Below are 23718 nucleotides of genomic sequence, written 5' to 3' on the forward strand. Positions count from 1 at the left end.
TACTAGAACTTATGGAAAACTACACTCAACTATTCCTTGTCATCATCCCAGGACTTGAAGGCCTAGCGATGGATGAAATTAAGAATAAAGTTCCACTGGATATCTCTTCAAACTGGAATGCCCTTGAAATTCACAAGGGTGGGATTTCTATTAAGACAAATAATATAAGAGATATTCAAACTCTCCATCGAATATTAAAAATACCGACTCGCATTCTAATAAGACTCTCGACATTTAAAGCAAAGGATTTCCCTAAACTTTACAAACAGCTTTTGAAAATCGAATGGGCAAACTACATCCCTTGGGTTCTTCCAGAGTTAAAGTTTTCAAGTTTTAATGCGAAGTTATTTGACGATAGAAAAGTGAAAAAAACGCTCATCGATGCCATTAATGATCAGACCAAGGCCAGTCCTCCCAAACTCAAATATAAGGATCTAAAGTGGCAGGAGTGCCCAACTGTTTATATTAGAAATGAGGAAAATGAAGTTACAGTAAGCCTTGATCTAACTGGAGAGCGTCTTGATCGTCGTGGAAAGAAGCTTTTAACAACCAAGGCCCCAATCAGAGAATCAATCGCGGCAGCAATGTTTCAAAATATTACAAACCTTTGTAAGGACAGAGCTTCGTCGCTCACTCTCTTCGATCCAATGGCCGGCAGTGGAACGATTCTTTTTGAAGCTCATGATTTTAGCTTTACAAATCCAAGGCATTTTAACTTTCAAGAGATGCCTTTTTTCTTTAAGAATCAATTCTCACAAAACGTAGAAATGCTCCCCGCGAATCTTGACCTTATCAAAATTCTAAGCAATGACATTGATGAAGAAGCGGCCAATACTCTTAAGGAAAACGCACAAGAATATGATATTGAGAACCTTTCGGTTCTGACCGGAAACTTCTTTGAAAAGAAGTTAGATGAACTTAAAGGACAAGATAATCTCGTAATCCTTTCAAATCCTCCATATAATAAGCGAATAAAGACAGATGTGAAAATGGATGAGTTCTTAGAAATGTTTATGAAAAAAGCAACAGAGCTGAGTCCAATTATAATTTGTATTATCACCCCAATCGAGCACCCAATTCCAGTTCTCCCAAATTACAAGAGAACTGAGCTTAAACCCGTTTTAAATGGTGGTCTCGAAACAAAGATAGTCTCTTACGTTAAAAGCTTGTAGACCATTGTTTTAACAGAAATCGCTGAGACATGAGGGATGAGAACAATGTCCCCAGACTTAGCACTTTCGATATCAAGTAACTGACTATTTCTTAGAAAGTTTATTTTAACTTTTTTCTCTCTGCCATCAGGAGTAAGAAGAGATAATTCATCTCCTAGCTTGAGAGTCACGTCACGACCTTTGATAATCAGAGCAATATAGTTTTTCTTATTTACATCAATAACTTCACCAACGAAGTTATCATCTTGTCTCACAATTCTTTGATTCTTCAATTTTTTAAAGAGAACATCACTCTTGTTAACATGGAAAAAACCACGAATGACTGTTCCTGGATAGCTATCTTTGACCTTTTGGACGAAATCAGAATCAAACTTGTCGTTCAAAGATGCTACGTCTTTTAAAATACTCTTATCTTCAATGTGACGGATATCAATTCTTAAAAAATCCAGCCCAATATCTTTTAGCTCATCAATATACTCAAGAATAAAATGATCTTTAGTATTAAACATAAAAGTTCCATGGACATTTTCAATCACGGGAAAACCCTTATGGGCAGACTCCTCGCTTGAAGCACTAACTTCAACAGGAATTTCGTTTACTTGATAATACTCACGCTTCTCTTCTTCAAAAAGTGGAGTTACTAACTTTCGTGGCGTATAAAAAAGAAGAATGCGACCAACACCAAGAAATTCAATTTCAAGTCCTAGCTTCTCAATATACTCTTTGATTGTTTCTTTATTAAGTTCAAGAGAGAGAATAACACGCTTTAATCTCTCACCTAGAAGCTTCTTCCAAACTTCGATTGAGCGATAATTATGGTAAGCACCACTTTCTAAAATAAGTTGAATATCAATAGTTGGAAAATTATCCTGAACATAGCTAACAGCTCCAGGGTCTTGTATTCTGATTGCTGTAAAGTTTTTAAAATCAATACGACCAATATGTGACTTTACCATATTAAAGTCAGTCTCAGTCATTAAGATATCCCATTCAAGAATAGGACGAATTCCCTCTTCATTTAATTTTGTAGCAAGAGAATTGAGTTCATCAATTTTGAGTGTCCCAATTTTTGAAAGTAGACTTGGAGCAAGGATCGCTTCGTTATAGCCAGCATCCTTTAGGATTTTAATATCTTCAAAACTATTTACATACGAAACTAATTTCACTGTATGACCTTTCTTCTTAAAAGGTTATTCCCATCAATTCCTGGAACAAATGGAATTTTAACAATGGAACCAGGATTAGATCTCTCAATATTCTCTCCTAGTACGTTCTTTATAAAATCAATATTAAACGAAACAGATGGTCCCTTAAATGGAAGAACTTCTAACTGATCTCCAACATTAAATGCACTTTTTACTTCAACAAGTAGAAATTTTCCTTCAACTGCTTCAAGAACAGCACCAGTTGCAGCGTATTCTTTTATTTCATGTTCCCTATCGCTATAGATAGTATCAGCACCTGCTGGGTTTATCAGAGATGCTTCCGTATATGCACGGTGAGTAACTTTATTAAGCTCGGCCTCCCAACGACCAAGATCGTCGCTGAGGAAGTTTCCATGTTCACGATAATAGTCCAGGGCTTCACTATATACTTTAGAAATTGTTCCAGCATAGAGATAAGACTTCATTCTTCCTTCTACTTTTAATGAATCAATACCTGCATCGATAAATTCTTGAAGGACACGAATTCCCTCAAGGTCTTTAGAGCTCATGAAAAAGCTATTTTTTGCTTCCATGTCAGCGCCTTCAAGCTTATATTCGAAACGACAGCTATGAGCGCAACCACCACGATTACTATCACGGCCTTGTGTATAATTTGAGATGACACAGTTTCCAGAAAATGCCATACACATTGAACCATGAACAAACATCTCAATCTCAATATCAGCTTCTTTTTTAATCTTGCCCGCGTCTTTTATTGTTACTTCTCGGCCAAGAACAATTCTTGTCACCCCAAGTTTTTTCCACATTTTTGCAGCTTCTACGTTGAGGCAAGATGCTTGTGTCGAAAGATGAATTTCAAGCTTTGTATTTTGACTAATATACTCAATTACTCCGGGGTCAGAAACAATAACCGCATCAACTCCAACTTCATCGAGATAAACAATAAATTCATGGAGACCGTCAAAGTCTTTGTCATGGAAGAAACTATTTAGAACAACATAGACGAGTGCACCCTTTCCATGTGCATACTCAACACCTTCTTTAATCTGTTCGACTGTAAAGTTCTCTGCTGCCGAACGAAGGCCAAATTTTTGTCCGCCTAAATAAACAGCATTAGCACCGTAATTAACGGCAACTTTTAATTTATCTAAACTTCCCGCCGGTGCTAATAACTCCGGTGTCCAATAATTCATAAATAGGCTCCTTTATCCATCTTCTATGTAGCAGAAATTTCATGTAGAATAAAGGGTATCAAGGTAATAAGATGAAGTTTTTACGTGTTTTAACAAAATGCATCATTTATGGATTAATAAGTATTATTGTGCTTGTTACAGGCGCAGGTATATACAAATACAAGTCGACTCCTGAACGAATTCGGCCAGTCCCCTTCAATATTCCAAATAACTTATACTTAGAAAATGAAGTTGCTGAATTAAGCGATATTTTGATAATTGGAGACAATTTTGCCATTGATTTCAACGACCAAATTGAAGGAATGATCGAATCATTATCAAAAGGGCTAAAGAAACCAATATCTATTTATAACTATGCAACTGCAAATGAGGCCATCTATCGCACGATCGAAAAAGTAAAGGCGCTCAAGACATTGCCTCCAATTGTTATCTACATGGGTGGTTCCAGTGAGTTTGCTGAGGACATTTATCCTCCAAAACTGTCAAATTTTTGGATGAATTTTAAACGATACCAAGATGATTATCTTAATACCCTAATGATTATCTCCCCAGCAACTTCGAGACTGATCTACAAAAAGGACGAAATAAAAATCCTAAACAAGGAAATTATTCCATTTCAATTTCATGGAGACCTTTGGTACCAACGAGTATCTGAAGCTACTTATTTCATTTACCAAGATTATTTAAGAGACCTCATTGATTTAATCCAAGAGAAGAAGGCAATAAGCTTAATTATTACTCCGCCAGTGAATCTTCAGGCCGAAGTTAAGAAGGCTTGCGACAATTCAGTTCTAGATGAAATAACAATCTCACAAAATGAAATCAAAGTACTAATGGATGAGAATAAATATAAAGACGCTTACAGACAAATTGTAGCTCTCGATAAAACAGCGATCGGAAATGCTCGCACAAAGTATCTCAGAGGAAAGGCAGAGTTTGAATTAGGAATGTTTAAAGAAGCAAAAGAAACATTAACTCTTTCAAAGGCTCTCGAATGTTCTCCACCGCGAGCTAGTGTCATCATTAACTCAATACAAAAGAAAATCGCACAGGAAAAAAACGTTGATATTATTAAGTTTGATGAAATCATCAATAGCAATTTTGGTAAAGATGTACTCTTTATCGACAGTGAGAAGCCACAATTCATTTACTGGGAAAAACTTGTTAATCGCCTTACAATCAAACTTAGAGGATTATTAGAGTTATGAGTATTGCAAAAAAAAGATTCAAGAAAAATGATATTATCTGTAGAACAGGAGATGATGATCAAACACTTTACTTCGTTGAAAAAGGCAGTCTTCTTGTCTTCGTAATTGATGGTACACAAGTTACGCCAATAGCATATATTGGAACAGATGAATTTGTTGGTGAACTTTCATACTTTGATAAGAATAATAGAAGTGCATATGTCATGGCCCTTGATGAAGCAGAACTTCTCTCAATTCCAACAACTCAACAAGAAGATGTTATGCCAGACTGGACAATCAAGTTAGCGAGAAACTTAACAAAAAGAATCCGTCACATTGATCACTTAATTTCCAAGCAGGGTATAAAAAGAAAGAATGTTGAATCAATCAAACCATTATCAATCGAGCAACAACGAAATATTCTTAAAATAATTTCAGAAACAAAGAAATAAAAAAGGCCAGGTAAACCTGGCCAATTTTATTATTAGATTAATCCAAGATCTTTTACAGTATCTCTTTCAATTCTTAACTCTTCAAGAGTTGCATTAAATTTTTCAGTTCCAAATTCATTGTGCTCACGACCTTCAACTACAATTAGTTTTCCGTTTTCAACACGACAAGGGAAAGAAAAGATAAGACCTGCGTCAACTCCGTATTGACCAGTAGAAGAAAGACACATAGAGAATGTCTCTCCTGCTGGAGTATCGTGAGTTAGGTTATATACACCTTGAACACAAGCGTTTGCAGCTGAAGCAGCAGAAGAAGCTCCTCTTGCTTTAATAATCGCTGCACCTCTTTGTTGTACAGTCTTGATGAAATCACCTTTCAACCACTCGTGGTCAGTGATAACTTCGTGTGCTTTTTTACCACCGATTTTAGCATTGTAAAAATCTGGGTATTGAGTTGCAGAGTGATTACCCCAAATCGTCATATCTGTTACAGTCTTAACATCTGCCCCAGCTTTGATTGCTAATTGAGTTTTTGCTCTGTTCTCATCAAGAGTTGTCATTGCAAAGAATCTATCTTTTGGAAGTCCTGAAGACTCCATTGCGATTAGACAGTTTGTATTACATGGGTTTCCAACTACGAATAGTTTACAGTCTGAAGCACCATGAGCGGCCATTGCTTTTCCTAGAGGTCCAAAGATTCCACCATTAACTTTTAGTAGATCTCCACGCTCCATACCATCTTTTCTCGGAACTGCACCAATTGCAAGAACCCAGTTAGCATCTTTGAAAGCAACTTCCATTTTATCAGTACAAACAATATTCTTTAATAGTGGAAATGCACAATCCTCAAGTTCCATTTTTACACCTTCAAGAGCACCAAGTGCTTGAGGTAGTTCTAAAAGCTGTAACTCAACTTCAGTATCTGTTCCAAACATTTGCCCTGAAGCGATTCTAAAAAGAATTGCATAACCAATTTGACCAGCTGCACCCGTAACTGCAACCTTTACTCTTTTAGCCGTCATACGTGACTCCTTTATATGTTGTGTGAAATAATTAGATGGCTATAATGTATCACAGAGTGTAAAAATTAATAGTCTCACCATGTTATGCAAAATTTGACTGGTTCGAGAATTAAATCTAAAATTTGTTTTTAGAATCATTAGGGAAGTTAAATGAATAATCCAAATAGCAATAAGCAGGGCGCACCAGGTCAAGGGAAGAAGAATAATAACCGACGTCGCCACTACAATAAGAACAAATCGAAAAATCCAAATGCTCAAGCAAATGGTAATGGTAATAATCCAGGTAGTTCAAACTCAAGTAAAAAAAGACCATTTAATAATCGTCGTAAACAAAACCCTGTTAAACTAAGTGGTCTTGATTTTGTAACGACAAAATATTTAAACCTTCTTGAGCAACACCTTCAAGCGCGCAGAAAATATTTTGAGAACTTTGATAAGGTACAAGGTCCGGCCTTAGAAAAACTTGAATATAATTTTATTGAGTCGCAGAAAGTTTTTCTGGCCTTCAAAGAAAGACTGAGCCCAGAGGACCTCGAAGCATTTGAAAAGCACTTCAACTCTTACAAACCGGATTTTACATATTCATCAAACCATAATATTGACCCGCTTGAGACTACTATTGAAGTGGCAGACGAACAAATCCAGGACCCTCACCTATTAGAAAGTCAAAAAAGAGCGTTTCAAGACTACTCTGATGATACAGAGGAGTCGATGGGAAGCATTGATGACTATAAGAAATATAAAGGTATAACAGAATAAAAAAAGGCCGCATCATGCGACCTTTTTTTTTATCATTAAAAATAATTTTTAATTAAGAAAGAACTTGCGAAGCTTGTGTGTCAGTTGTAGCTCCAACTACTCCACTACCTTTAGTTAGATAATTATTTAATGTATTCTCGTGATCTTTAAGAATTGCATCTCTTAAGTCATCGTGTGAAATGTCTAGGATCTCTGCAACTCTGTTAAGCATTTTCAGAGGAATGTTACAAAGAGCTCTTTCAACGTTAGAAATGAACTGACCATTCTTATAACCTAAAAGGTGTGACAACTCTGATTGAGAGTAACCTTTTACATGTTGCGTTCTTTTGTCCTTTATTAGCTTTGCAATGTTTTCAAAACTTCTCATATATTTCTCCTTTTAAAATAGCTAGATAACTAACTTACTTATAGACTATATAAACGATTCGGATTTTTTTCAAATAAAAAAAGGTTAAATTTCATTAACCCCATTTTATTGTAATATCAGAATTACGACCACTTACACGTCTTTTCTAAATCTTAGCTTTAATTATAATCAATTTTATCGAGAAATCAATAGATTTTACTTCAAATCTTAATTTAATATTAACACTTTATTAGTCATTATCAAGAAATATTGATATTTATAAATAATTTTTGGCATTATTCTCTATGAAAGCTATTGAATATTTTTCAGAGTAACTGAAGAACCGACCTCATTGTTTAACTAGCCTAACTAAAATTTGCGTAAATAGATAATAGAGACACTTAGGAATTAAGTGTCTCATCAATTATTTCTACTTAATTAAGAATATTGCCACGATAGCTTGTCATCTGAATTTGACTATCGAATTGAAACCTATTCTTTTGAGTTCTCTTTATTAGCTTTTTAAGAAGCTCTTCTGCTGTTAATACTGTCTTCTTAGGCATATCACCGATAACAACAAAGTTTAAAAACTTTCCTTCTCCAAAATTACCAGAAGAATCCCCAATTTTTAATATCTCTGCTCCACGCTGAGTTGAACGATAAAGGGCCTGAGAATAAGAGGCATCTTTGTGACCACGCTTTAGGTTTTGATCAACAAATGAATTCATTACATCAAGCATTGATAAAAATGGACCTCCACCAATATCAGAAGCTAGTGACCAATTAACTTTAAACTTATTGGCCTTTTTGTAATCAAATAGCCCTGATCCAAGTCCTAGCTCTTTGTGTGGAGCATTTGAAGTTGGACAGTGAGCAATTGAAGTTCCTGTTTCAGCAAGTCTTTTTAGTTCTTGGTTCGAAAGATAAATTCCATGGCCCATGATTGTTTTTGGTCCAAGAATATTACATCTATCATAAATTTCGGTGTAAGTTTTTACGTCTTCAAAACCTTTTATAGAGCGATAAATAGAGAGTACAAAGTCAATTTCATTCTCAGTTTCACTTAAGTGAGTTTGAATAAAGCTCTTATGCTTATTTGCGATCTTTGCACCTTCGGCCATTGTCTTTGGGTCAGTCGTAATAGCAAAACGAGGAGTCATGACGTAGCGATTCTTATACTTCTTTGCAAGATCTTTAACGATAGCAATGGCATCTTTTGGGTTTTGTAAAAGGTAATCCGGTGAGTTTAAAGTCATAAGCACGTTACCGATAATGAAGTCACCTTCAAATTGCTCAAATGCTTGCTCAACGCTATGGGCATGGATTGAACCATAGCATGCACCACCAATAGTTCCAGTTTGCGCCAACTCTTTAGTAAAGCTTTTAGCTTTCTTGGTCGCAAATGCCTTGCTCTTGAAATTTGCTTCGTAAGGCCAAGTATGATTTTCAAGCCACTGTAGTAAATTTTCTTTTGGCATCATGCGGACTTCATCTTGTACCCAATGAAAATGGTTATCATAGAAACCAGGAGTTATTACTTTTGTTGAAAGATCGACCTCAACAATATGATCATTTTTTGATACTTTAAACTTTGATGCAACTTGTGACTTAGGGCACATTAAAACGATTTGATATCCTTGTTTTCCTTCTTTAGAAATGATGGCATAATCTGTAAGTAAGTTACATTTCTTATCACTAATTGGGTTGATAAAATTTGAATATATAATTTTGTAATTTGCCATAGTATCTCCAATAAATAAAACGAGGAAGCTCCATGAAATACCATCATTTTTATGGTCAAACAATATTAAAGGCGATCTTAATTTGGATCTATATTCTTTTTAGCATTACTTATGCAAATGAGACACACTCCATCAATAATTTCTTAAGGCTTGAAATTGATTCTAGCATCAATCCAGCAACGCTGAATTATATTCAGTATAATACTCAACAAAAAGAATATGATGCCATTATTTTAAGTATTAATACTCCTGGTGGAATATTATCTACGACAAAAGAAATTATCACGACTCTATCAAAAACGAATAAACCAATTATTGTGTGGATCGGTCCAAGTGGCGCGAGTGCAACTTCAGCAGGAGCGATTATTGCAAGTAGTGCCCACTTAATTTATATGGCCGAAGGAACAAATATTGGTGCGGCAACTCCAATTAGTACAACAGGTGATCTCGACAAGAAATCAGATATGCGCCAAAAGGCCGTGAATGACATTAAAGCTCTTGTTCGCGCTCAAGCACAAAAGAATTTCAGAAACTATAAGCCATTTGAGGATATGATCACAACGGCCCAAAGTTATTCTGCTAATGAGGCCATCGATTTGAAAATAGTCAATGGAATCGCTAATAGTATCGATGAAGTGATTTTAAATCTTCAAGGCAAAGAGATTCATCTTGATTCACAGACTGTTAATCTTAAAGTTCTTGGAAGTTATAAGATAATTGACGCTCATATGGATTTAGGACAAAAAGTTTTAAATATCTTAAGTGATCCTTCTCTGGCCTATATTCTTTTTCTCTTAGGAGCAGCCCTTTTATACATCGAGTTTCAAGCCCCCGGAGGTTATATCAGTGGTTCAGTAGGAGTGGTTTCTCTTATTATCGCGGCCATCGGAATGCAGGTTCTTCCACTTAACGCTGGGGCACTAGCTCTCATCCTTTGTGCTGTAGTCTTACTTATTCTAGAAGTTTATATTACAAGTTTTGGACTCCTCACCATTGCCGCGCTTGCTTGTCTGATTTTTGGATCACTATTTCTTTATCGTACTGATGATTCGTATTTGTCACTTTCACTTGGAATAATCATGTCCGTTGTCTCGGCCATAGGGGTCTTTATCTCACTCGTGCTCTATGTCATTCTTAAGAGTCAAAAGAATATTGGGAAGCAACTATTCAATCAGATTGATGGCGAAGAAGGAGTGGTTATCTCGCATCTTTCAGACACACTTTATTCAATAAAAATTAAGGGAGAAATATGGAAGGCCAGTTCCAAAATTGGCTTAAATGGTGGAGACAAAGTTAGAGTCCTATGTAAGAATGAAGACCTCACAGTGAGTGTTGAAAAAACAAAAGGAACTAGTAATGACTAAAAGAACTTACTCTCAATTAATGTCGATTATTTTTTCTCTTTCAATGGCCGAAAATGTTGGCATCAACGAGATAAAATGGCTTAGAAAAGAAATGAAGAATTGGCTTTTCTCAATATTTAAAATTTAGCTAACGACCCTCGGGACTTTGTTTTTTTTAAGCAGAGACAGACAAAGTTTGAGGAGGGAGAGACGAAGGTCGCTAACTCATTAATGAGTATAGCGAAAAAATCCCTGCGAGAAGTCAGGGAAATGTCAAAAGTTTGTAAAATAAAAACACTGGAGTATTTATGTTATTTAGTTTTTTACCTTTCATTATTTTCTTAGCAATCCTTGCCCTTAACAGTGTTAGAATATTAAAAGAGTACGAGAGAGGAGTTATCTTCTTTCTAGGACGTTTAACAGGCGTCAGAGGCCCAGGACTAATCATCCTCATCCCAGGCCTTGAAAAGATGACGAAAGTTGATCTTAGAACTGTAACGATGGATATCCCATCACAGGATATTATCTCAAAAGATAACGTTACATTAAAAGTAAATGGAGTTGTTTACTTTAGAGTTGAAGATCCAAAGAAATCAATAATAGCTGTTGAAGATTTTCTTATGGCAACGGGCCAAATTGCCCAAACGACATTGAGATCTGTTATTGGCCAGTTTGAGCTTGATGAAATTCTCTCTCTAAGAGAGCAGATTAATGTTAAACTACAAACTATACTTGATGAGCAGACTGAGCCATGGGGAATTAAAGTTTCAGCTGTTGAAGTAAAGGCGATTGATCTACCTCTAGAAATGCAAAGGGCCATGGCGAAGCAAGCTGAAGCAGAAAGAAATAAGAGAGCAAAAGTTATTTCAGCTGAGGGTGAACTTGAGGCTTCAAAAAAACTTTCAGAAGCCGCAAAAATTCTTGATGAAAATAAAAATGCAATTATCCTTAGATACCTTGATACAATGAAGGAAATCTCAACAGGAGAAGGAAAATCAACAACATTCTTTCCACTCCCGATTGACTTTTTAAATACATTAGCAGGAAAAAACGACAAGTAATGGATAGTCTAAAAAAAGATTTTACATTAAAACCATTTGAAGAAGCTGAGCATCCCTTCACTATTACAACAAGGGTTGCTCTTGCTAACAAAAAACTCCTTCTATCTTTTGAAGTAGCTGGTGATATTTCCGCGATATTTCTTCCAAAACAAAAAATAAATCCTTCAAGGGCAATAGGTCTATGGAATCAAACATGTTTTGAGTGCTTCTTAAAGTCGAATTTGGATAACCAATACATCGAATTTAACTTTTCCCCTTCGCATGATTGGAATTGTTTTCATTTTCACTCTGTAAGTGATGAACTAAAAGAATGGACGCAATTAAAAGATATCATTATCGAATCAAAGACAACAGAGAATGGTATCATTCTTATGGCAAAGATAGATCTAAAATTTCTCCCTGCATCACTTACGATGGCAAATGAGCTAAGAATTTCGACAACTGCTGTTATTAGTACTGACAAAGGGATAAGTTATTGGGCGATTAAGCATATGGATGACAGACCGAATTTCCATCATCCAGAAAGTTATGTGAGATTATCTTAGTTTACACACTGAAAGTTAGAATCTTCGGCCAAGACAACTTTAAACTCCTGACTCAATTGAAGATAAAATACTTCAACAGTAAATTCCTGATTAATAAAGTTTCTTTCAAATTTACTAAATACACCAAGGCTTACATTAAATTGTGGAGCAGAAGAGCCAAGATAATCAACAGCAGTATCAACTCTTTCTACTGATACTATTGGGTTTAATACAAAAGCTTTCATACCTTGTAGACCACATTTGTCATTATACATTTCAATAATTTTATTTTGAACAATAACATCTAGCTCAGTTTCTCTACCGGACCAGCCAGTACTCGCCATTGATAAACTTTGTGATACGAAAAGTGCAGCTAAAATAAAATTCTTAAAAATCATAAATTCTCCTAATCTGAAATACACTTATGCCAAAACAGAGCAATTTCATCAATTATTTAGATCCAACTATTACCTTTTTACATTCACAAAATATGTGAAAAATTCTAATAATTTTAGGTGTATATACCGAAAATATTGTCGTGAAGAAATTAAAAGTTCCAAATATTTTTGACTACAAAGATTATCGTAAGTTTTTAAACGATATTTTTGAACTCAATAAGGCACAGGATAAGAATTTTACTTATGGTGCCTGGGCAAAGGATATCGGCCTATCTAGCATATCGGGACTGACAATGGTTCTAAAAGGACAAAGAGATGCGGGAAAAAATATTCAAAGCCTACTGATCAAAAACTTAAAACTTGATAAAGAACAGGCACAGTATTTCTCTAGCCTAGTTAAGTTTCAAAAGCAGGCCAAGAATGACTCTAACCTTCTAGTCTATATGGTTGATAACCACAAGCTTGAGGAAAAAATAGAGGACTCACACAGACCTCTACAATTTAAATGGCAAATGGGCTTTATTCGTGAAGCAGTTAAGTGGAATGACTTTAACCCGAATGATGATTGGCTGAGACAGAAATCTCGCTTTGAAGTTCAACCTGAAGAGCTGGCCGATATTCTCAATGAAATGAAAGAAGAGAAAATGCTTATCAAAAGTGATGATAAGTATCTTGTAAATGAATCATACCGTCCACTGAATCTTGATACGCGATACTTTCAATACCTTCACAAAGAATTTCTAAGAATGGTTGATAATGCATACGATATTGATTTTAAAAAGCGTGCTTTAGAGTATCGAATGGTCGTCATAAAAAAAGATGACGTCCAAAAAGCAAAAGAACGTATCCAAGAATTTCTACAAAGTTTTATTGAGGAATTTGATCAAAGAGATATTTCAAGCGAGGAAAGTGACATTTATCTAACATCACTTCACCTCACTCCATTTTCAAAATAAGTGACTAGAGCTCTACGCGAGAGATCCAAGAGTTTTGCGCATTTCCACAGTGCATTTGCAAGAATGCCTTACCAGAAACTTCAGTAACCCCAAGAGATACGCAGTCAGCTGGGATAGTGTAATTAGATTGGAGTGGCTTAATTAATTTACCATCAACAAACTTTAAAACTCCTACCGTATCACCATAGATTGACTTTGTATCAGTGAAAACGCCTGCGCTTCCATCACTAAGCAAAACAGACTGGAAGCTTTGAGAGAATGCAAACCCAGGGTAACCCGATTCACGATCCACAGGAAGCTTCGACTGTGTCATTATTCCATCTGAATCGACTTGGATGGCAAATACATTATAGCGACTTTCTAGAAAGTAAGTCATCCCCTTCTCCTTACCATCAATGATATCAATCGTAGAAATAAGAAGGTCTGACCATGAGCCTGAGTCAAACTTCAACTTCTTCCCATCAAGATTGCCAAATCTGATAAAGTTACGAGAAAAGACTGTTGAGAAATTAATATCGTCTGAAAAAATATTTTCAAAAGACTTCGGTCTCATGAAGTCATTTCCAAAAGTATTAGTGGTTGATTTTTTAATAATAGAGAATGTCTCTGCATCGTAGAATTTAACAAGAGCTGTTTTCTTATTATAACCAACCCCATAATTTACAACTACATTTACTGCACCTTTGACAAGTTCAGACTCTGACTGAAGAACAACCTCAGACATATTAATCTCTTCAAACTCTTCAATATCAAGACGAGCGATGAGACTTCTCATATTCTTATCCGAATTCAGAGTTCTAATTTTAAGATCAACTCCTCCTTCTTCATTTGTTTCAGGAAGTAAGAAGTATGCTCTTTTTTCAATAGAATTCGCCTGTCTATCGATCGGATCAAGTCCATTATCTTCAAATGGCATTGACCAATTTCTTTCAAAAACTGGAAGCTTTACTATACCAAACTCTGTTTTAAGCTTTAAGTAAGAAAAATTCTCAAAGCCTCTTGTAAATGATAGCCCTTCAAAACGACTGGCCTTAAACTTCCAGTAATTCTTTTCAAATAGTGGTTTTCCATCTTCATCAAAAAATGCAAAGAAGTATGATTTCTTATCAGCAGTCGCACCGTAAACAAAATAATCATCCTTTCCGTCAAAATTTGCATCATATTTCATGATTGCGGAAATGGCTGAGTCTTCTTCAAGATTTAAAAGAATAGGATCCATTGTTCTACTCTCTTCTTTAAGAAGATAAATACGTTTCTTATTGCCTCCGTCTACGAAGAACATATCTTGAGCTACTTTATTAGAATTTCTAATAAGAACACGCTGAAGTGAGCTTCTCTTCACGGCCGGATTGATTGTCAAGATCGCCTTAGCGGGGATTTTTGTGATAAGCTTCTTTTCTTGCTTGCTAGCATTGATGTTAAGATCAATTTCGATATCAATATTTTGTATCTTGGTATCGGCACTCACAGCGACAGATAAGCTTTGATTCGAGTTGATATTAAGATCTCTTACATGACCTTTTATAATCATTTCATTTTCAACAACAGAAATTGAAAGTTCTTTGATCTCAGATGTATTGTAAGTTAAAGCTAGATTTTCTTCAGCAATAGGAAGAAGTGAAGCAAAGTCAAATTTAAAAGAAAAGCTTGTGCCATCTACCGTTACTTCATCAACATTCTTCAAGTTAACATCGAGAAAGTTATTGTACTTACGAGCAAGGGCAGCATCATAATCAATCAGTCGAAGACCATTCACACTTCTTGCACTATTTAAAATGATCTCTCGTACTTTTGCGACAGAAAGACTCGGGTCTTGAGATTTCAACATTCCTGCTAGAGCAGCAACATATGGAGCAGCATAAGACGTCCCTGTTTTAACATCATACTTATTAATACGAAGGATTTCTGACTCCATGCCAGTTGGTATTGTTGATATAATATTCTCTCCCGGAGCATAAATATCAACTTTTTGACCAAAGTTTGAACTTACAACTTTGTCGCCATTACCGTCTATTCCTCCGACACAAATAACTCTTGAATAGTTACATGGAAAAACTGGCTTATTTTTATTATTATTTCCTGCCGCTGCAACAATCACCACACCATTATCCATTGCATAATCAAATGCAGCTTTTACTTTTGGAGTGATTACAATTTTAGGAAATCCCATACTAAGGTTAACTACACTTGCACCATTTTTAGTAGCAAAGATAACTCCGTTAGCGATGAGCTCTGAAGTTAATTTTCCATCACTCGTAAAACCTGAGAACTTATCATCAAGTGCCTTTATTCCCATGATTTTGATTTTTGAGTGGGCCGCTCCAGTAATACCAAGCTCATTATTAGTCGCAGCGATCTGTCCTGCAATGAATGTACCGTGACCTAACTTATCAGAAAGGTCAGATGTATTTGTGAGAATATTTATCCCATGACACGGGTACTTGAAACGGTCTTCACCAACAATATTTTTGCAAACAGGATTTTCCCACAGACTTGCTTTAATATCTTCATGCTCAATATCAAGCCCAGAGTCAATTACTGCAACAACGATAGACTTTCCTTCTTTTTCAAGTTTAGAAATATTTTTTGCAGCATTAATATCAATCCCTGGTGTCGCATGAACAACTTCTCTATTATACTCACCAACTCGACGCGTATACTTTTGACCATCATTTTTAACAGACCACTGTCTCGAGTCGAGCTCTGTTGTTGCTAATGTAGATAGTGTAAGTAGTGATGTGATTAGGATATTAATTTTCATTACAGTCTCTCCCTGAACCAATTCCCATCGAGTTCACCACCTAGGACACCAAGAAACTTCTTAATAGCATCAAATGGTCCAGTTTTATACTTACTATTTCTTCGCCCAAAAGAGTTACCTGCAATTGGTTTATAAATATACTCATGATTTTTTCTAAATCCATTCACACTAGATTCAAGGTAAATATTATCAATTCCTACAAAATCAATCAGGTCGTCAATATTCACATAGTGAGCGTAGTAATAAACAAGGCGGGCAATACATTTTTGTCCATCTTTTATTTCGTCATCATAAAACTTGTTTAAACAACCACGTGCAAATCTTTCAATATGATCATAATCTCCACAACGTAACTCTTCAGCGATTGTTTTCGAACCTCCATGCTCATTATTATGGTAGCATCTTGCACTTACATGCTTCTGAGCTGCTTTCTCAAGTTTTTTGATATCCTCGCTCGAAGCAAATAACATTTTCTTCACGGCCTTATCAAAGAAGTGAAGCTTGGATTCAATTTTATAAAGTGAAAGATCACCCGCATCATTAGAGTGCTCCCCTGTAAATATCTCTCTTTGGAATTTCTCATTTACTTTCTTCATCTTTTTCCAAAGTCTTTTTTGAGAAATTGACCCACCTTCGGTCTTATCTAGATAAGTCGCATACATTGTTGAGAAATTATCGACATCTCCATCTTTCTTAACATCTTTTAATTTAGCTTCAAATCGAACATCTGTAGTATAAGCTGTTCCGTAGAGGTTACGTCCAAGATTTCTATGTGGATCAACATCAAAGCTAAAAAAGTTTGAATACATTTGAAGATAATAATTAGCTACATCTTTAAAGAAGTTAACATAATTAAATCCTGATTTATTTCCATATGTCGAAGATACAAAGCGTGTATCCTCTGCTCCTTTGAACTTAACAAGCATATCAGTCAATTTCTTTGCCCATTTGCTTACATAGAAAAGAAAACTAAACTTTGTTGAACCATCGTTAATTTTACTCGTAACTTTCACAGGAAAATCAGCTACTGCCTCAGTGTCTCTATTTTCAAGAATAGACACAAATTTCGCTACGTTCTTATAGAAGTCAGGGTTATCATTAAGATTTGGATCAAAGTTAAAGCTATAGTAATTCATATTCATTGTTCCAAAGGCCTTCTTAGACTCTCCAGACAAGATAGGGATTAGATAATTAAGCCCACCACGCATATAAAGCTCTTTGATATTTCCATCATCGAAATATACTTGGAACTCAAACTTTGATTTTCTATAAACTTGTATTCTCTTAAGTACTTTAAATCTAGAACCAACAGTTCCTGTAATTGAACTTCCATCAATGAGTGGTCCTTTTAAAGATAGAGAAACATCGGGAACAAAGTTTTCAGAGATAATTAAAGATTCTCCGATCCCCAATTCTTTCGATATTTTTTCATAAATTTTAGAAATTTCACTGTAACGATCTTCACTCGTCATTGAATCAGTTTTCCCAACAGATTCAAAGTTCTTTCTCAATCGACGAGTCAGCCAATTAACAAGAATATTCTTATATGGTTCCGACAAGGCCTGCTTCATTGAAGAGATTGGCTTAACATGTGAATAGCTTAGTAGTACTCCCATATTAGGAAACACGCTTCCACTGATAACCTGATTAATAACCCTTTCAAGTCCAAAGAACCAACCAATCGAGACAGAAAGTCCCGCAGTATCGGCTAGCTGAACAAAGTTGTCTGTACCAAGGGCTCCACCAATAACAATGTCTCGACCTAAAATCAAATTACCATTTAGCACAGGCGTATTCCATGAACTCATAGGAAGCGCTGGAAATTCTCCATGCTCAGTAAAGTATTTAATTGCATATTCTTTATTTTCTTCAAAATCTTTAAGTAACCACTTATAGCGTGCCTCACCATTACTAAAAACACGTAGCTCATCATTTAACATATCGACGGCCGAAGAGATTACAGTTGATTGAAGTTCAGAAAGTCCATATCTCCAAATATCATCGAGAGGTCCTTTTTGAACTCCTGAGCTAAAGCGAGTAGCATAACCTGGAAAAACTTCTGTGTGTAAGAATCCATCTTCAACGCCTTGAAGATTTAACTTCTTCGTGTATTTCATCTCAGGAGCATCTAGTTTTAAAATATCAACAATACTATTTCTTCTCGCAATTAATCTTTCCACAAGTAGCTTGGAAACAACATATGGGAAAGCAGAAGCTTCGACGATTTCTTCAAAATCAAAACGTGTAAGCTTTGAAATTTTCTCCCCTAGCCATTTAATATCATCAAGAGTTGCATTGAATTCTGCTTCTGTATCGTGAGTTAGAATAAAGTTTGACTCTTGCTTTGCAATTGCTTGATACGGAAACTTGTTAATACTCTCATCAAGGTCAACTAAAGTGTAAGCTAGCAGTGCTCCACGTAGAGCACGAGATGTTAACTTTTCAGGGATCATTGTAAGAGCGATATCAAGCCCATCAGTTTCAGAAGGCTCTTTTACCACAACGTCCTGAAGAACAAGGAAGTCATCACCTTCACTAACAATCCATCTTCCTGGCGCAAGCCCTAGGTCGAAAACAAGATCGATATCTTTAAAATCGTTTTTTTCTTTTGCATTTTTAAATTGCACTTTTAGCTTTGGTATATACTTCATTCGAGGAACGATGTAGCCAAGCTTACGAAGGAGGTTCTTTCTAAGAAGAACAGTGTGAATGTTTTTTGAAAGGTGTACTTGAATACGCTTCCCATCTTCATTTGTAGCATTAAATCTGAACATTCCAGAAAAACTATTAATTTTTCCGTTATATTTAAGTTCATCATTTGTATTAACTGATATTTCTCTATCAATATAAAACTCATCAAAGTGATCTTTTCCATCCCATAGATCATTTGCGACAGGATTAAGCTTAGAAAGATCAACTCCTTCATTTTGATAAAGATCAAATGCCATTTCAGGATCAAGCACACCATACTTATTGTGAACAAGGTCATTAGCAGGGAGACCAGAGTTATCAACGGCAACTGCTGTCATGGAGGCAACAACATTGCTGGTCGATAAAATAGATAACAATAATGTGAGTGTAGCGAGTAACTTCATCTTAATCCTTAGGCTGATTTGCTTTTATTTTTGCAAATTAGATGCCACATCTCTTTGAGAATTCTGCAGATTTTTACAAACAAGCTCTGCAAGCTGATAAGTGTGAAAATAGATGGAGTTTTTAGAGTCAACAGAGTCAATATGCTCACGCTTATCTTTTTTTGATGATTTCTCTAACTTATTAGAAATATGTTCAAGCCCATTATGAACAACGTCCATTTTCAATACGTTAGCTGCGACATTTCTTTCACACTCAGAAGAGGCGAATGCACTTTGAACAAGGATACAGACAATAGATAGTAGAATGATATTCTTTAACATAGGGCCTCCAAAATTTTAAATATAGATGGAAACACTCTATCAAGAATCAAGGTAGGCCCATTAAATATTGTATAATCTATAGATAGTGTATAGAAGTTAGACAGTTGAAATTTTTGCAGAGTTAAATAGCAATGGTTGTCTTCATCTCCCTAGAAGGCTATATAGAGCAAAATATATTTCTGGAGGATTCATGAAAAACACAATCTTGGCACTGGCATGCCTTATAAGCCTATCTTCGCTTGCGAAAGATACATTTATCATCACATCTGATGAAACATTTGGTCCAATCATTGGTTTTAGCGACTCAAGCTTTAACTACAAGGAATCAGATTCAGTTCGTTCTAGAGAGTTCTGTTTCTATGGAAATATCAATGAAGTATGTTCGCAAATAGAGGAAGCAGCATTCCTCAAGTCTGCAATGTATGGGCAAGGTAACCATGACGACATGAAGCTACTTAGCTGTGAAGTTGTAGGTGGAGAAGATGAGTACTCTCCAGAATTCGTAAGAACTTCTTATAATTTAAGTGATGATTACGGTTCAGATTTTGATGTAACAAGAAAGATCGAAAAGTGTGTTCAAAGTTCAATGAGTAAATAATAAAAAAGCCTTCATACGAAGGCTTTTTTTATAAAATATTATCTTGAATCATTTTATCAGAAATCCTCTCGGCTAAAGCTGTAATAGTCAAAAGAGGTGTTGCACCAAGAGAGCGTGGAATTATTGATGCATCAACAACATAGAAACCTTCATATAAATTTCCATCATCAGAAAAGACTTGCCCCTTATGATTAACAACTCCTGTACGGTGACTATCTCCCATAGGGCAACCACCAAGAGGATGGGTCGCCATCATTTTATCTTTAAATATTGAAGTTCTTGGATTATCTAAGTAAAGACCACCAAGCTCATTTGAAACAGCTTTCATTCTATCAGTAATGACAGAGTAGAATTCCTCTTTTATGACATCCTTATAAATTACTTTGATCTTATCATTTTTATCTAACACATATCTACCAGCAGAAGCATCGTGCCCACAAGCAAGAAAAAGCGTTGAGTAATTAAGAGCACCATCAACCTCAAGTTTGCTCGAGTCGACAGAAAGTCCCTTGTCTTTTTCAACTCTATCCCACTGTGCCTTTGAAAAAGATATTTTATCTTTATTATGAATAGAATAACGAGCAAGTGCAGTAGCAACGAAACCGGCGATAGGAGAAGGAATAGATCCCTCTAATAAAAGAAACTGCTTCTCTAGATTTTTATCTTTATTTAATTCTCGATAATTTCCATAAGTTGAAATACCTGGACCAACTTTTCCCTGAGCAAAGAACTTCCGCTTTGAAACCCCTGTTCCCACAGAATTAGTTATCGCATTTCCATTATAGCAGAAACCCATAACGTCAGCATTTAATGATAGCCTTGTTCCAAGAACTTTTGAAAGCTTCAATCCGTTTTTTTGGGACTTTAGTAAAATAGAAGTACTCCCACGAGAACCTGCACCTAAAACAACATTCTTTGCTCGTACGACTTTATTCATCAATTTCATTGTCGTTGGATCTACAACTTTAACTTCATATCCAAAAGATGTTTTTGAAATATTTTCGACTTCAGCATTTGTGAAAATTTCACATCCATTTGCCTGAGCCTGATATAAGTAGTTATAAGGAAGAATATTCTTAGCACCAACATTGCAGCCAGAACAACAGTCTCCACACATAGTACAATCGCCGCGGTCTACGCTATATTGAGACTTATCAGTATATTTAATATTAAGAGTTAAAAAACCAACATTTACCTTAAGCTTCTTTACTGCTTTCCCAAATATACTCGACTTGGTTGTTTGCTCAATATCAGCTTGATTCGCTCTTGACTCAAGTTTCCGCTCCGCTCTTCTATAATAATCTTCGAGCCCACCAAGAGCGTGAATAGAATGCTTTTCAACATCCTCCCGTATTTCTTTAGGCCACTCATCTTGAAGTAGTACTGCACGTGTTGGTCTAATGGCAATTGCAGCATTTATCAAAGATGTTCCACCAAGACCATTTGCCGAAATGATATCAAGATCACCTTCATCATCTTTTCCTAGCGTTTGATCAATAAGGCCATTAGGGTTAACACTACTTCGAACAGCTGTGGCCATATCAGTAATTTTTTTGGGAAAATCTCCTGGATTAAATTCCTTACCTCGTTCAAGAACGCAAATACTTGCATTAGGATATTCTTCAGACATTCTTTGTGCCACTACGCTTGCACCATAGCCAGATCCGATGATTAAAAGATCATATTCATCCTTAAGATTCTTAATACCCTTAATTGAGAGAGAATTGTTTTGTGAGCTTGGGAAGAAGTAGTCAACTATGGAAGATGGCCTTCTTTTCAAATTTTGAGCACAAGAAGTGAGAAAAGCTGTAGTTGTTAGTAAAAAAGTTCTTCTTGTTGCCATAATACACTCCTTGGCCAAGGCCAATTACAGAATATATTTTAACAAACGAGAGAATATTTACTACATGAACAAAATATTGCCCTCACCAAACTGTTATAACGTAGAGGGGCCAAGAAAATCAGAGATGCGACAAGCGCATCTCGATCTTTATAACTGATTAATTTCGTTGCTACCAATCAATAGGAAAGTAGTCTTTAAGAAATTTTCCACACCAATGCTTACCAGTATTAATACCATCAATAAAAGGATCACATACCCGAGCGGCTCCATCAACGATATCTAAAGGTGGTTGAAAGTCATGAAGGTTTTCTTTTCTTTTTGCTAATTCAACTGGATCTTCATCAGTTACCCATCCTGTATCAACAGCATTCATATAAATACCATGATCAGCAAGCTCTGATGCCGACGTGTGAGTTAACATATTTAAAGCGGCCTTTGCCATATTTGTATGCGGATGCCTTGGCTCTTTCTTAAAACGGTGAAACTTCCCTTCCATTGCCGTTACGTTAACAATATGTTTCTTTCCAGTGTTGTCACGCTTCATCATCGGCGTCAGTTTGTTACAAAGAACAAACGGAGCGATAGCATTTACAAGTTGAACTTCAATCATCTCCGGAGTATTAATCTCCCCGATTTTCAAACGCCAGCTATTTGTCTTTCTGAGATCTACCTGTTGTAAATCTACATCAAGCTGCCCTTGAGGGAAAATTTCTTGAGTAACAAGAGAGTCATCAATTGTATATGGGATTTGCGAAAGCTTTGCTGATTCACGAAGTCCAAGTCCAGGGGCCTCATGCTTATGCCATGAAACAGGCATTGCTTCAGTATCAACTGGCCCAGTTAAGTGTTGGCCAGCATTTCTTAGCTCTATCAAACACGCCTCTTGACGTTGAAGGAGTTGTTGCGCTTCTGGAGAAAGATCAGAAAGTGCCTTCGCCTCATTTTCCATTAAGTGTGCATAGAACCCAGGTGGTCTACGTACGGTCTGGGCCGCATTATTAATTAAGATATCAAGACGATCATATGTGGCCTCGACATAGTTACAGAATAACTCTACAGATGGCGTATGGCGAAGATCAAGTCCATGGATATGAAGACGATGCCCCCATTCTTTGAAATCCTCTTCTTTTGAATATCTTATTGCAGAGTCTACAGGGAAACGGGTTGTCGCGATAACAGTAGCTCCAGAACGTAACATCATAAGAGTTGCGTGGTATCCAATCTTAAGTCTCGAACCAGTAATAAGCGCAACTTGACCAGTCAGATCTGTTCTTTGATGACGCTTAAAATAATTTAAGTCCCCACAATCAATACACATTGTATCGTAGAAGTGGTGAAGCTTTGTAAACTCTACCTTACAAACATAGCAATTTCGTGGAGAGGAAAGTTCCGGTTGTGCAGCATTAAGAGATGCTTGATCCATCCCAATCATCTTTGGAGCAACAAAAATTGCATCTTCGCGAGCAGTACGTATTCCAGTAGTCGCACGGGCCTCTCTATCAGCAAGAGTCTTCTTTTTCTTTCTAATACGCTTCACATCTTTTTGACGTTTAGCAATCTCTTTTCTATCTGGACGAGATAATCTTCCTGATAAAGTTAGAAGTTTAACTCGCTTCTCTTCACTTAAGTGAACAAGTTGCTCACTATGTTCTACAAACATACCAAGAATTTCGAGACAATTATCAAGCTCTTCATCAGTGAAGCGATGCTTGAGTTCATCAAGGTAGTCTTCGTGGGTTTCAATTTTCTTTTCTTCGTTTTCACTCATTAAGAATTCTCTCT

General features: G+C 36.1%; 21 protein-coding genes. 10 read left to right on the plus strand and 11 right to left on the minus strand.

What is annotated here, in order from left to right:
- Window positions 1–11 precede the first annotated feature (11 nt).
- On the plus strand, window positions 12–1172 hold the full coding sequence (locus M900_RS10265; protein WP_021274821.1) for an RNA methylase PF01170 family: 1161 nt from the start codon (window positions 12–14) through the stop codon (window positions 1170–1172).
- Here M900_RS10265 and M900_RS10270 read toward each other — a convergent pair.
- Both M900_RS10270 and M900_RS10275 read right to left on the minus strand, forming a co-directional pair.
- Window positions 1154–2338 carry a U32 family peptidase gene (locus M900_RS10270; protein WP_021274809.1) on the minus strand — a complete coding sequence of 395 codons (1185 nt, stop codon included), beginning with the start codon at window positions 2336–2338 and terminating at the stop codon, window positions 1154–1156. The two genes, M900_RS10265 and M900_RS10270, sit on opposite strands and share 19 nt — an antisense overlap.
- Window positions 2335–3531: a U32 family peptidase gene (locus M900_RS10275; RefSeq protein WP_021274818.1), complete on the minus strand. Its 1197-nt coding sequence runs from the start codon at window positions 3529–3531 to the stop codon at window positions 2335–2337. Before M900_RS10275 ends, M900_RS10270 begins: the two co-directional genes overlap by 4 nt.
- A 71-nt stretch (window positions 3532–3602) precedes the next feature.
- Between M900_RS10275 and M900_RS10280 the strand changes: the two genes are divergently transcribed.
- Both M900_RS10280 and M900_RS10285 read left to right on the plus strand, forming a co-directional pair.
- Complete coding sequence (locus tag M900_RS10280) at window positions 3603–4739, plus strand: hypothetical protein (RefSeq protein WP_021274845.1); 1137 nt, start codon at window positions 3603–3605, stop codon at window positions 4737–4739.
- A complete protein-coding gene (locus M900_RS10285; protein ID WP_021274853.1) occupies window positions 4736–5170 on the plus strand; it encodes a Crp/Fnr family transcriptional regulator in 435 nt (144 codons plus the stop codon). Before M900_RS10280 ends, M900_RS10285 begins: the two co-directional genes overlap by 4 nt.
- Window positions 5171–5202: 32 nt before the next feature.
- Here M900_RS10285 and M900_RS10290 read toward each other — a convergent pair whose 3' ends face one another.
- On the minus strand, window positions 5203–6189 hold the full coding sequence (locus tag M900_RS10290; protein ID WP_021274831.1) for a malate dehydrogenase: 987 nt from the start codon (window positions 6187–6189) through the stop codon (window positions 5203–5205).
- A 150-nt stretch (window positions 6190–6339) separates the two neighbouring features.
- Here M900_RS10290 and M900_RS10295 point away from each other — a divergent pair, with 150 nt between their 5' ends.
- Complete coding sequence (locus tag M900_RS10295; RefSeq protein WP_021274827.1) at window positions 6340–6948, plus strand: hypothetical protein; 609 nt, start codon at window positions 6340–6342, stop codon at window positions 6946–6948.
- A gap of 52 nt (window positions 6949–7000) precedes the next feature.
- On the opposite strand, the gene M900_RS10300 is transcribed toward M900_RS10295, so the two are convergent.
- Together M900_RS10300 and M900_RS10305 are read right to left on the minus strand one after the other, a co-directional pair.
- Window positions 7001–7315 (minus strand): helix-turn-helix domain-containing protein, encoded by a 315-nt coding sequence (locus M900_RS10300; protein ID WP_021274806.1) that lies wholly within the window; start codon window positions 7313–7315, stop codon window positions 7001–7003.
- A 413-nt stretch (window positions 7316–7728) separates the two neighbouring features.
- Window positions 7729–9036: an amidohydrolase family protein gene (locus tag M900_RS10305; RefSeq protein ID WP_021274813.1), complete on the minus strand. Its 1308-nt coding sequence runs from the start codon at window positions 9034–9036 to the stop codon at window positions 7729–7731.
- A gap of 32 nt (window positions 9037–9068) precedes the next feature.
- On the opposite strand from M900_RS10305, the gene M900_RS10310 reads away from it, so the two are divergent.
- The 4 genes from M900_RS10310 to M900_RS10320 all read left to right on the plus strand — a co-directional run bounded on the left by M900_RS10310 (window position 9069) and on the right by M900_RS10320 (window position 11985).
- Window positions 9069–10400 carry a nodulation protein NfeD gene (locus M900_RS10310; protein WP_021274810.1) on the plus strand — a complete coding sequence of 444 codons (1332 nt, stop codon included), beginning with the start codon at window positions 9069–9071 and terminating at the stop codon, window positions 10398–10400.
- Complete coding sequence (locus M900_RS17970; RefSeq protein WP_021274847.1) at window positions 10393–10527, plus strand: hypothetical protein; 135 nt, start codon at window positions 10393–10395, stop codon at window positions 10525–10527. The genes M900_RS10310 and M900_RS17970 overlap by 8 nt, the downstream gene beginning before the upstream one ends.
- A 160-nt stretch (window positions 10528–10687) precedes the next feature.
- Window positions 10688–11440, plus strand: a complete 753-nt coding sequence (locus M900_RS10315; RefSeq protein ID WP_021274850.1) for a slipin family protein — start codon at window positions 10688–10690, stop codon at window positions 11438–11440.
- Window positions 11440–11985 (plus strand): hypothetical protein, encoded by a 546-nt coding sequence (locus M900_RS10320; RefSeq protein WP_021274851.1) that lies wholly within the window; start codon window positions 11440–11442, stop codon window positions 11983–11985. The genes M900_RS10315 and M900_RS10320 overlap by 1 nt, the downstream gene beginning before the upstream one ends.
- On the opposite strand, the gene M900_RS10325 is transcribed toward M900_RS10320, so the two are convergent.
- On the minus strand, window positions 11982–12362 hold the full coding sequence (locus tag M900_RS10325) for a hypothetical protein (RefSeq protein ID WP_021274814.1): 381 nt from the start codon (window positions 12360–12362) through the stop codon (window positions 11982–11984). The genes M900_RS10320 and M900_RS10325 overlap by 4 nt on opposite strands.
- A gap of 140 nt (window positions 12363–12502) precedes the next feature.
- Here M900_RS10325 and M900_RS10330 point away from each other — a divergent pair, with 140 nt between their 5' ends.
- A complete protein-coding gene (locus tag M900_RS10330) occupies window positions 12503–13318 on the plus strand; it encodes a TIGR02147 family protein (RefSeq protein ID WP_021274841.1) in 816 nt (271 codons plus the stop codon).
- Between the two features lie 4 nt (window positions 13319–13322).
- Here M900_RS10330 and M900_RS10335 read toward each other — a convergent pair whose 3' ends face one another.
- Genes M900_RS10335 through M900_RS10345 form a run of 3 tightly spaced genes read right to left on the minus strand, consistent with a single transcriptional unit; the run spans window position 13323 to window position 19495 of the window.
- Entirely contained in the window at window positions 13323–16079 is a 2757-nt protein-coding gene (locus M900_RS10335; protein WP_021274826.1) for a S8 family serine peptidase, read from the minus strand.
- Window positions 16079–19174: a hypothetical protein gene (locus M900_RS10340; RefSeq protein WP_034732399.1), complete on the minus strand. Its 3096-nt coding sequence runs from the start codon at window positions 19172–19174 to the stop codon at window positions 16079–16081. Before M900_RS10340 ends, M900_RS10335 begins: the two co-directional genes overlap by 1 nt.
- 24 nt (window positions 19175–19198) lie before the next feature.
- Window positions 19199–19495: a hypothetical protein gene (locus M900_RS10345; protein WP_021274839.1), complete on the minus strand. Its 297-nt coding sequence runs from the start codon at window positions 19493–19495 to the stop codon at window positions 19199–19201.
- 190 nt (window positions 19496–19685) lie between these two features.
- Here M900_RS10345 and M900_RS10350 point away from each other — a divergent pair, with 190 nt between their 5' ends.
- Entirely contained in the window at window positions 19686–20093 is a 408-nt protein-coding gene (locus M900_RS10350) for a hypothetical protein (RefSeq protein WP_021274830.1), read from the plus strand.
- Window positions 20094–20121: 28 nt separating this feature from the next.
- Here M900_RS10350 and M900_RS10355 read toward each other — a convergent pair whose 3' ends face one another.
- The gene (locus M900_RS10355; protein WP_021274791.1) at window positions 20122–21936 is read right to left on the minus strand and encodes a GMC family oxidoreductase N-terminal domain-containing protein; all 1815 of its coding nucleotides are present in this window, start codon (window positions 21934–21936) and stop codon (window positions 20122–20124) included.
- Between the two features lie 169 nt (window positions 21937–22105).
- Window positions 22106–23704: an SDR family oxidoreductase gene (locus M900_RS10360; RefSeq protein ID WP_021274808.1), complete on the minus strand. Its 1599-nt coding sequence runs from the start codon at window positions 23702–23704 to the stop codon at window positions 22106–22108.
- Window positions 23705–23718 lie beyond the last annotated feature (14 nt).

Source organism: Bacteriovorax sp. Seq25_V (assembly GCF_000447795.1).
GTDB lineage: Bacteria > Bdellovibrionota > Bacteriovoracia > Bacteriovoracales > Bacteriovoracaceae > Halobacteriovorax_A.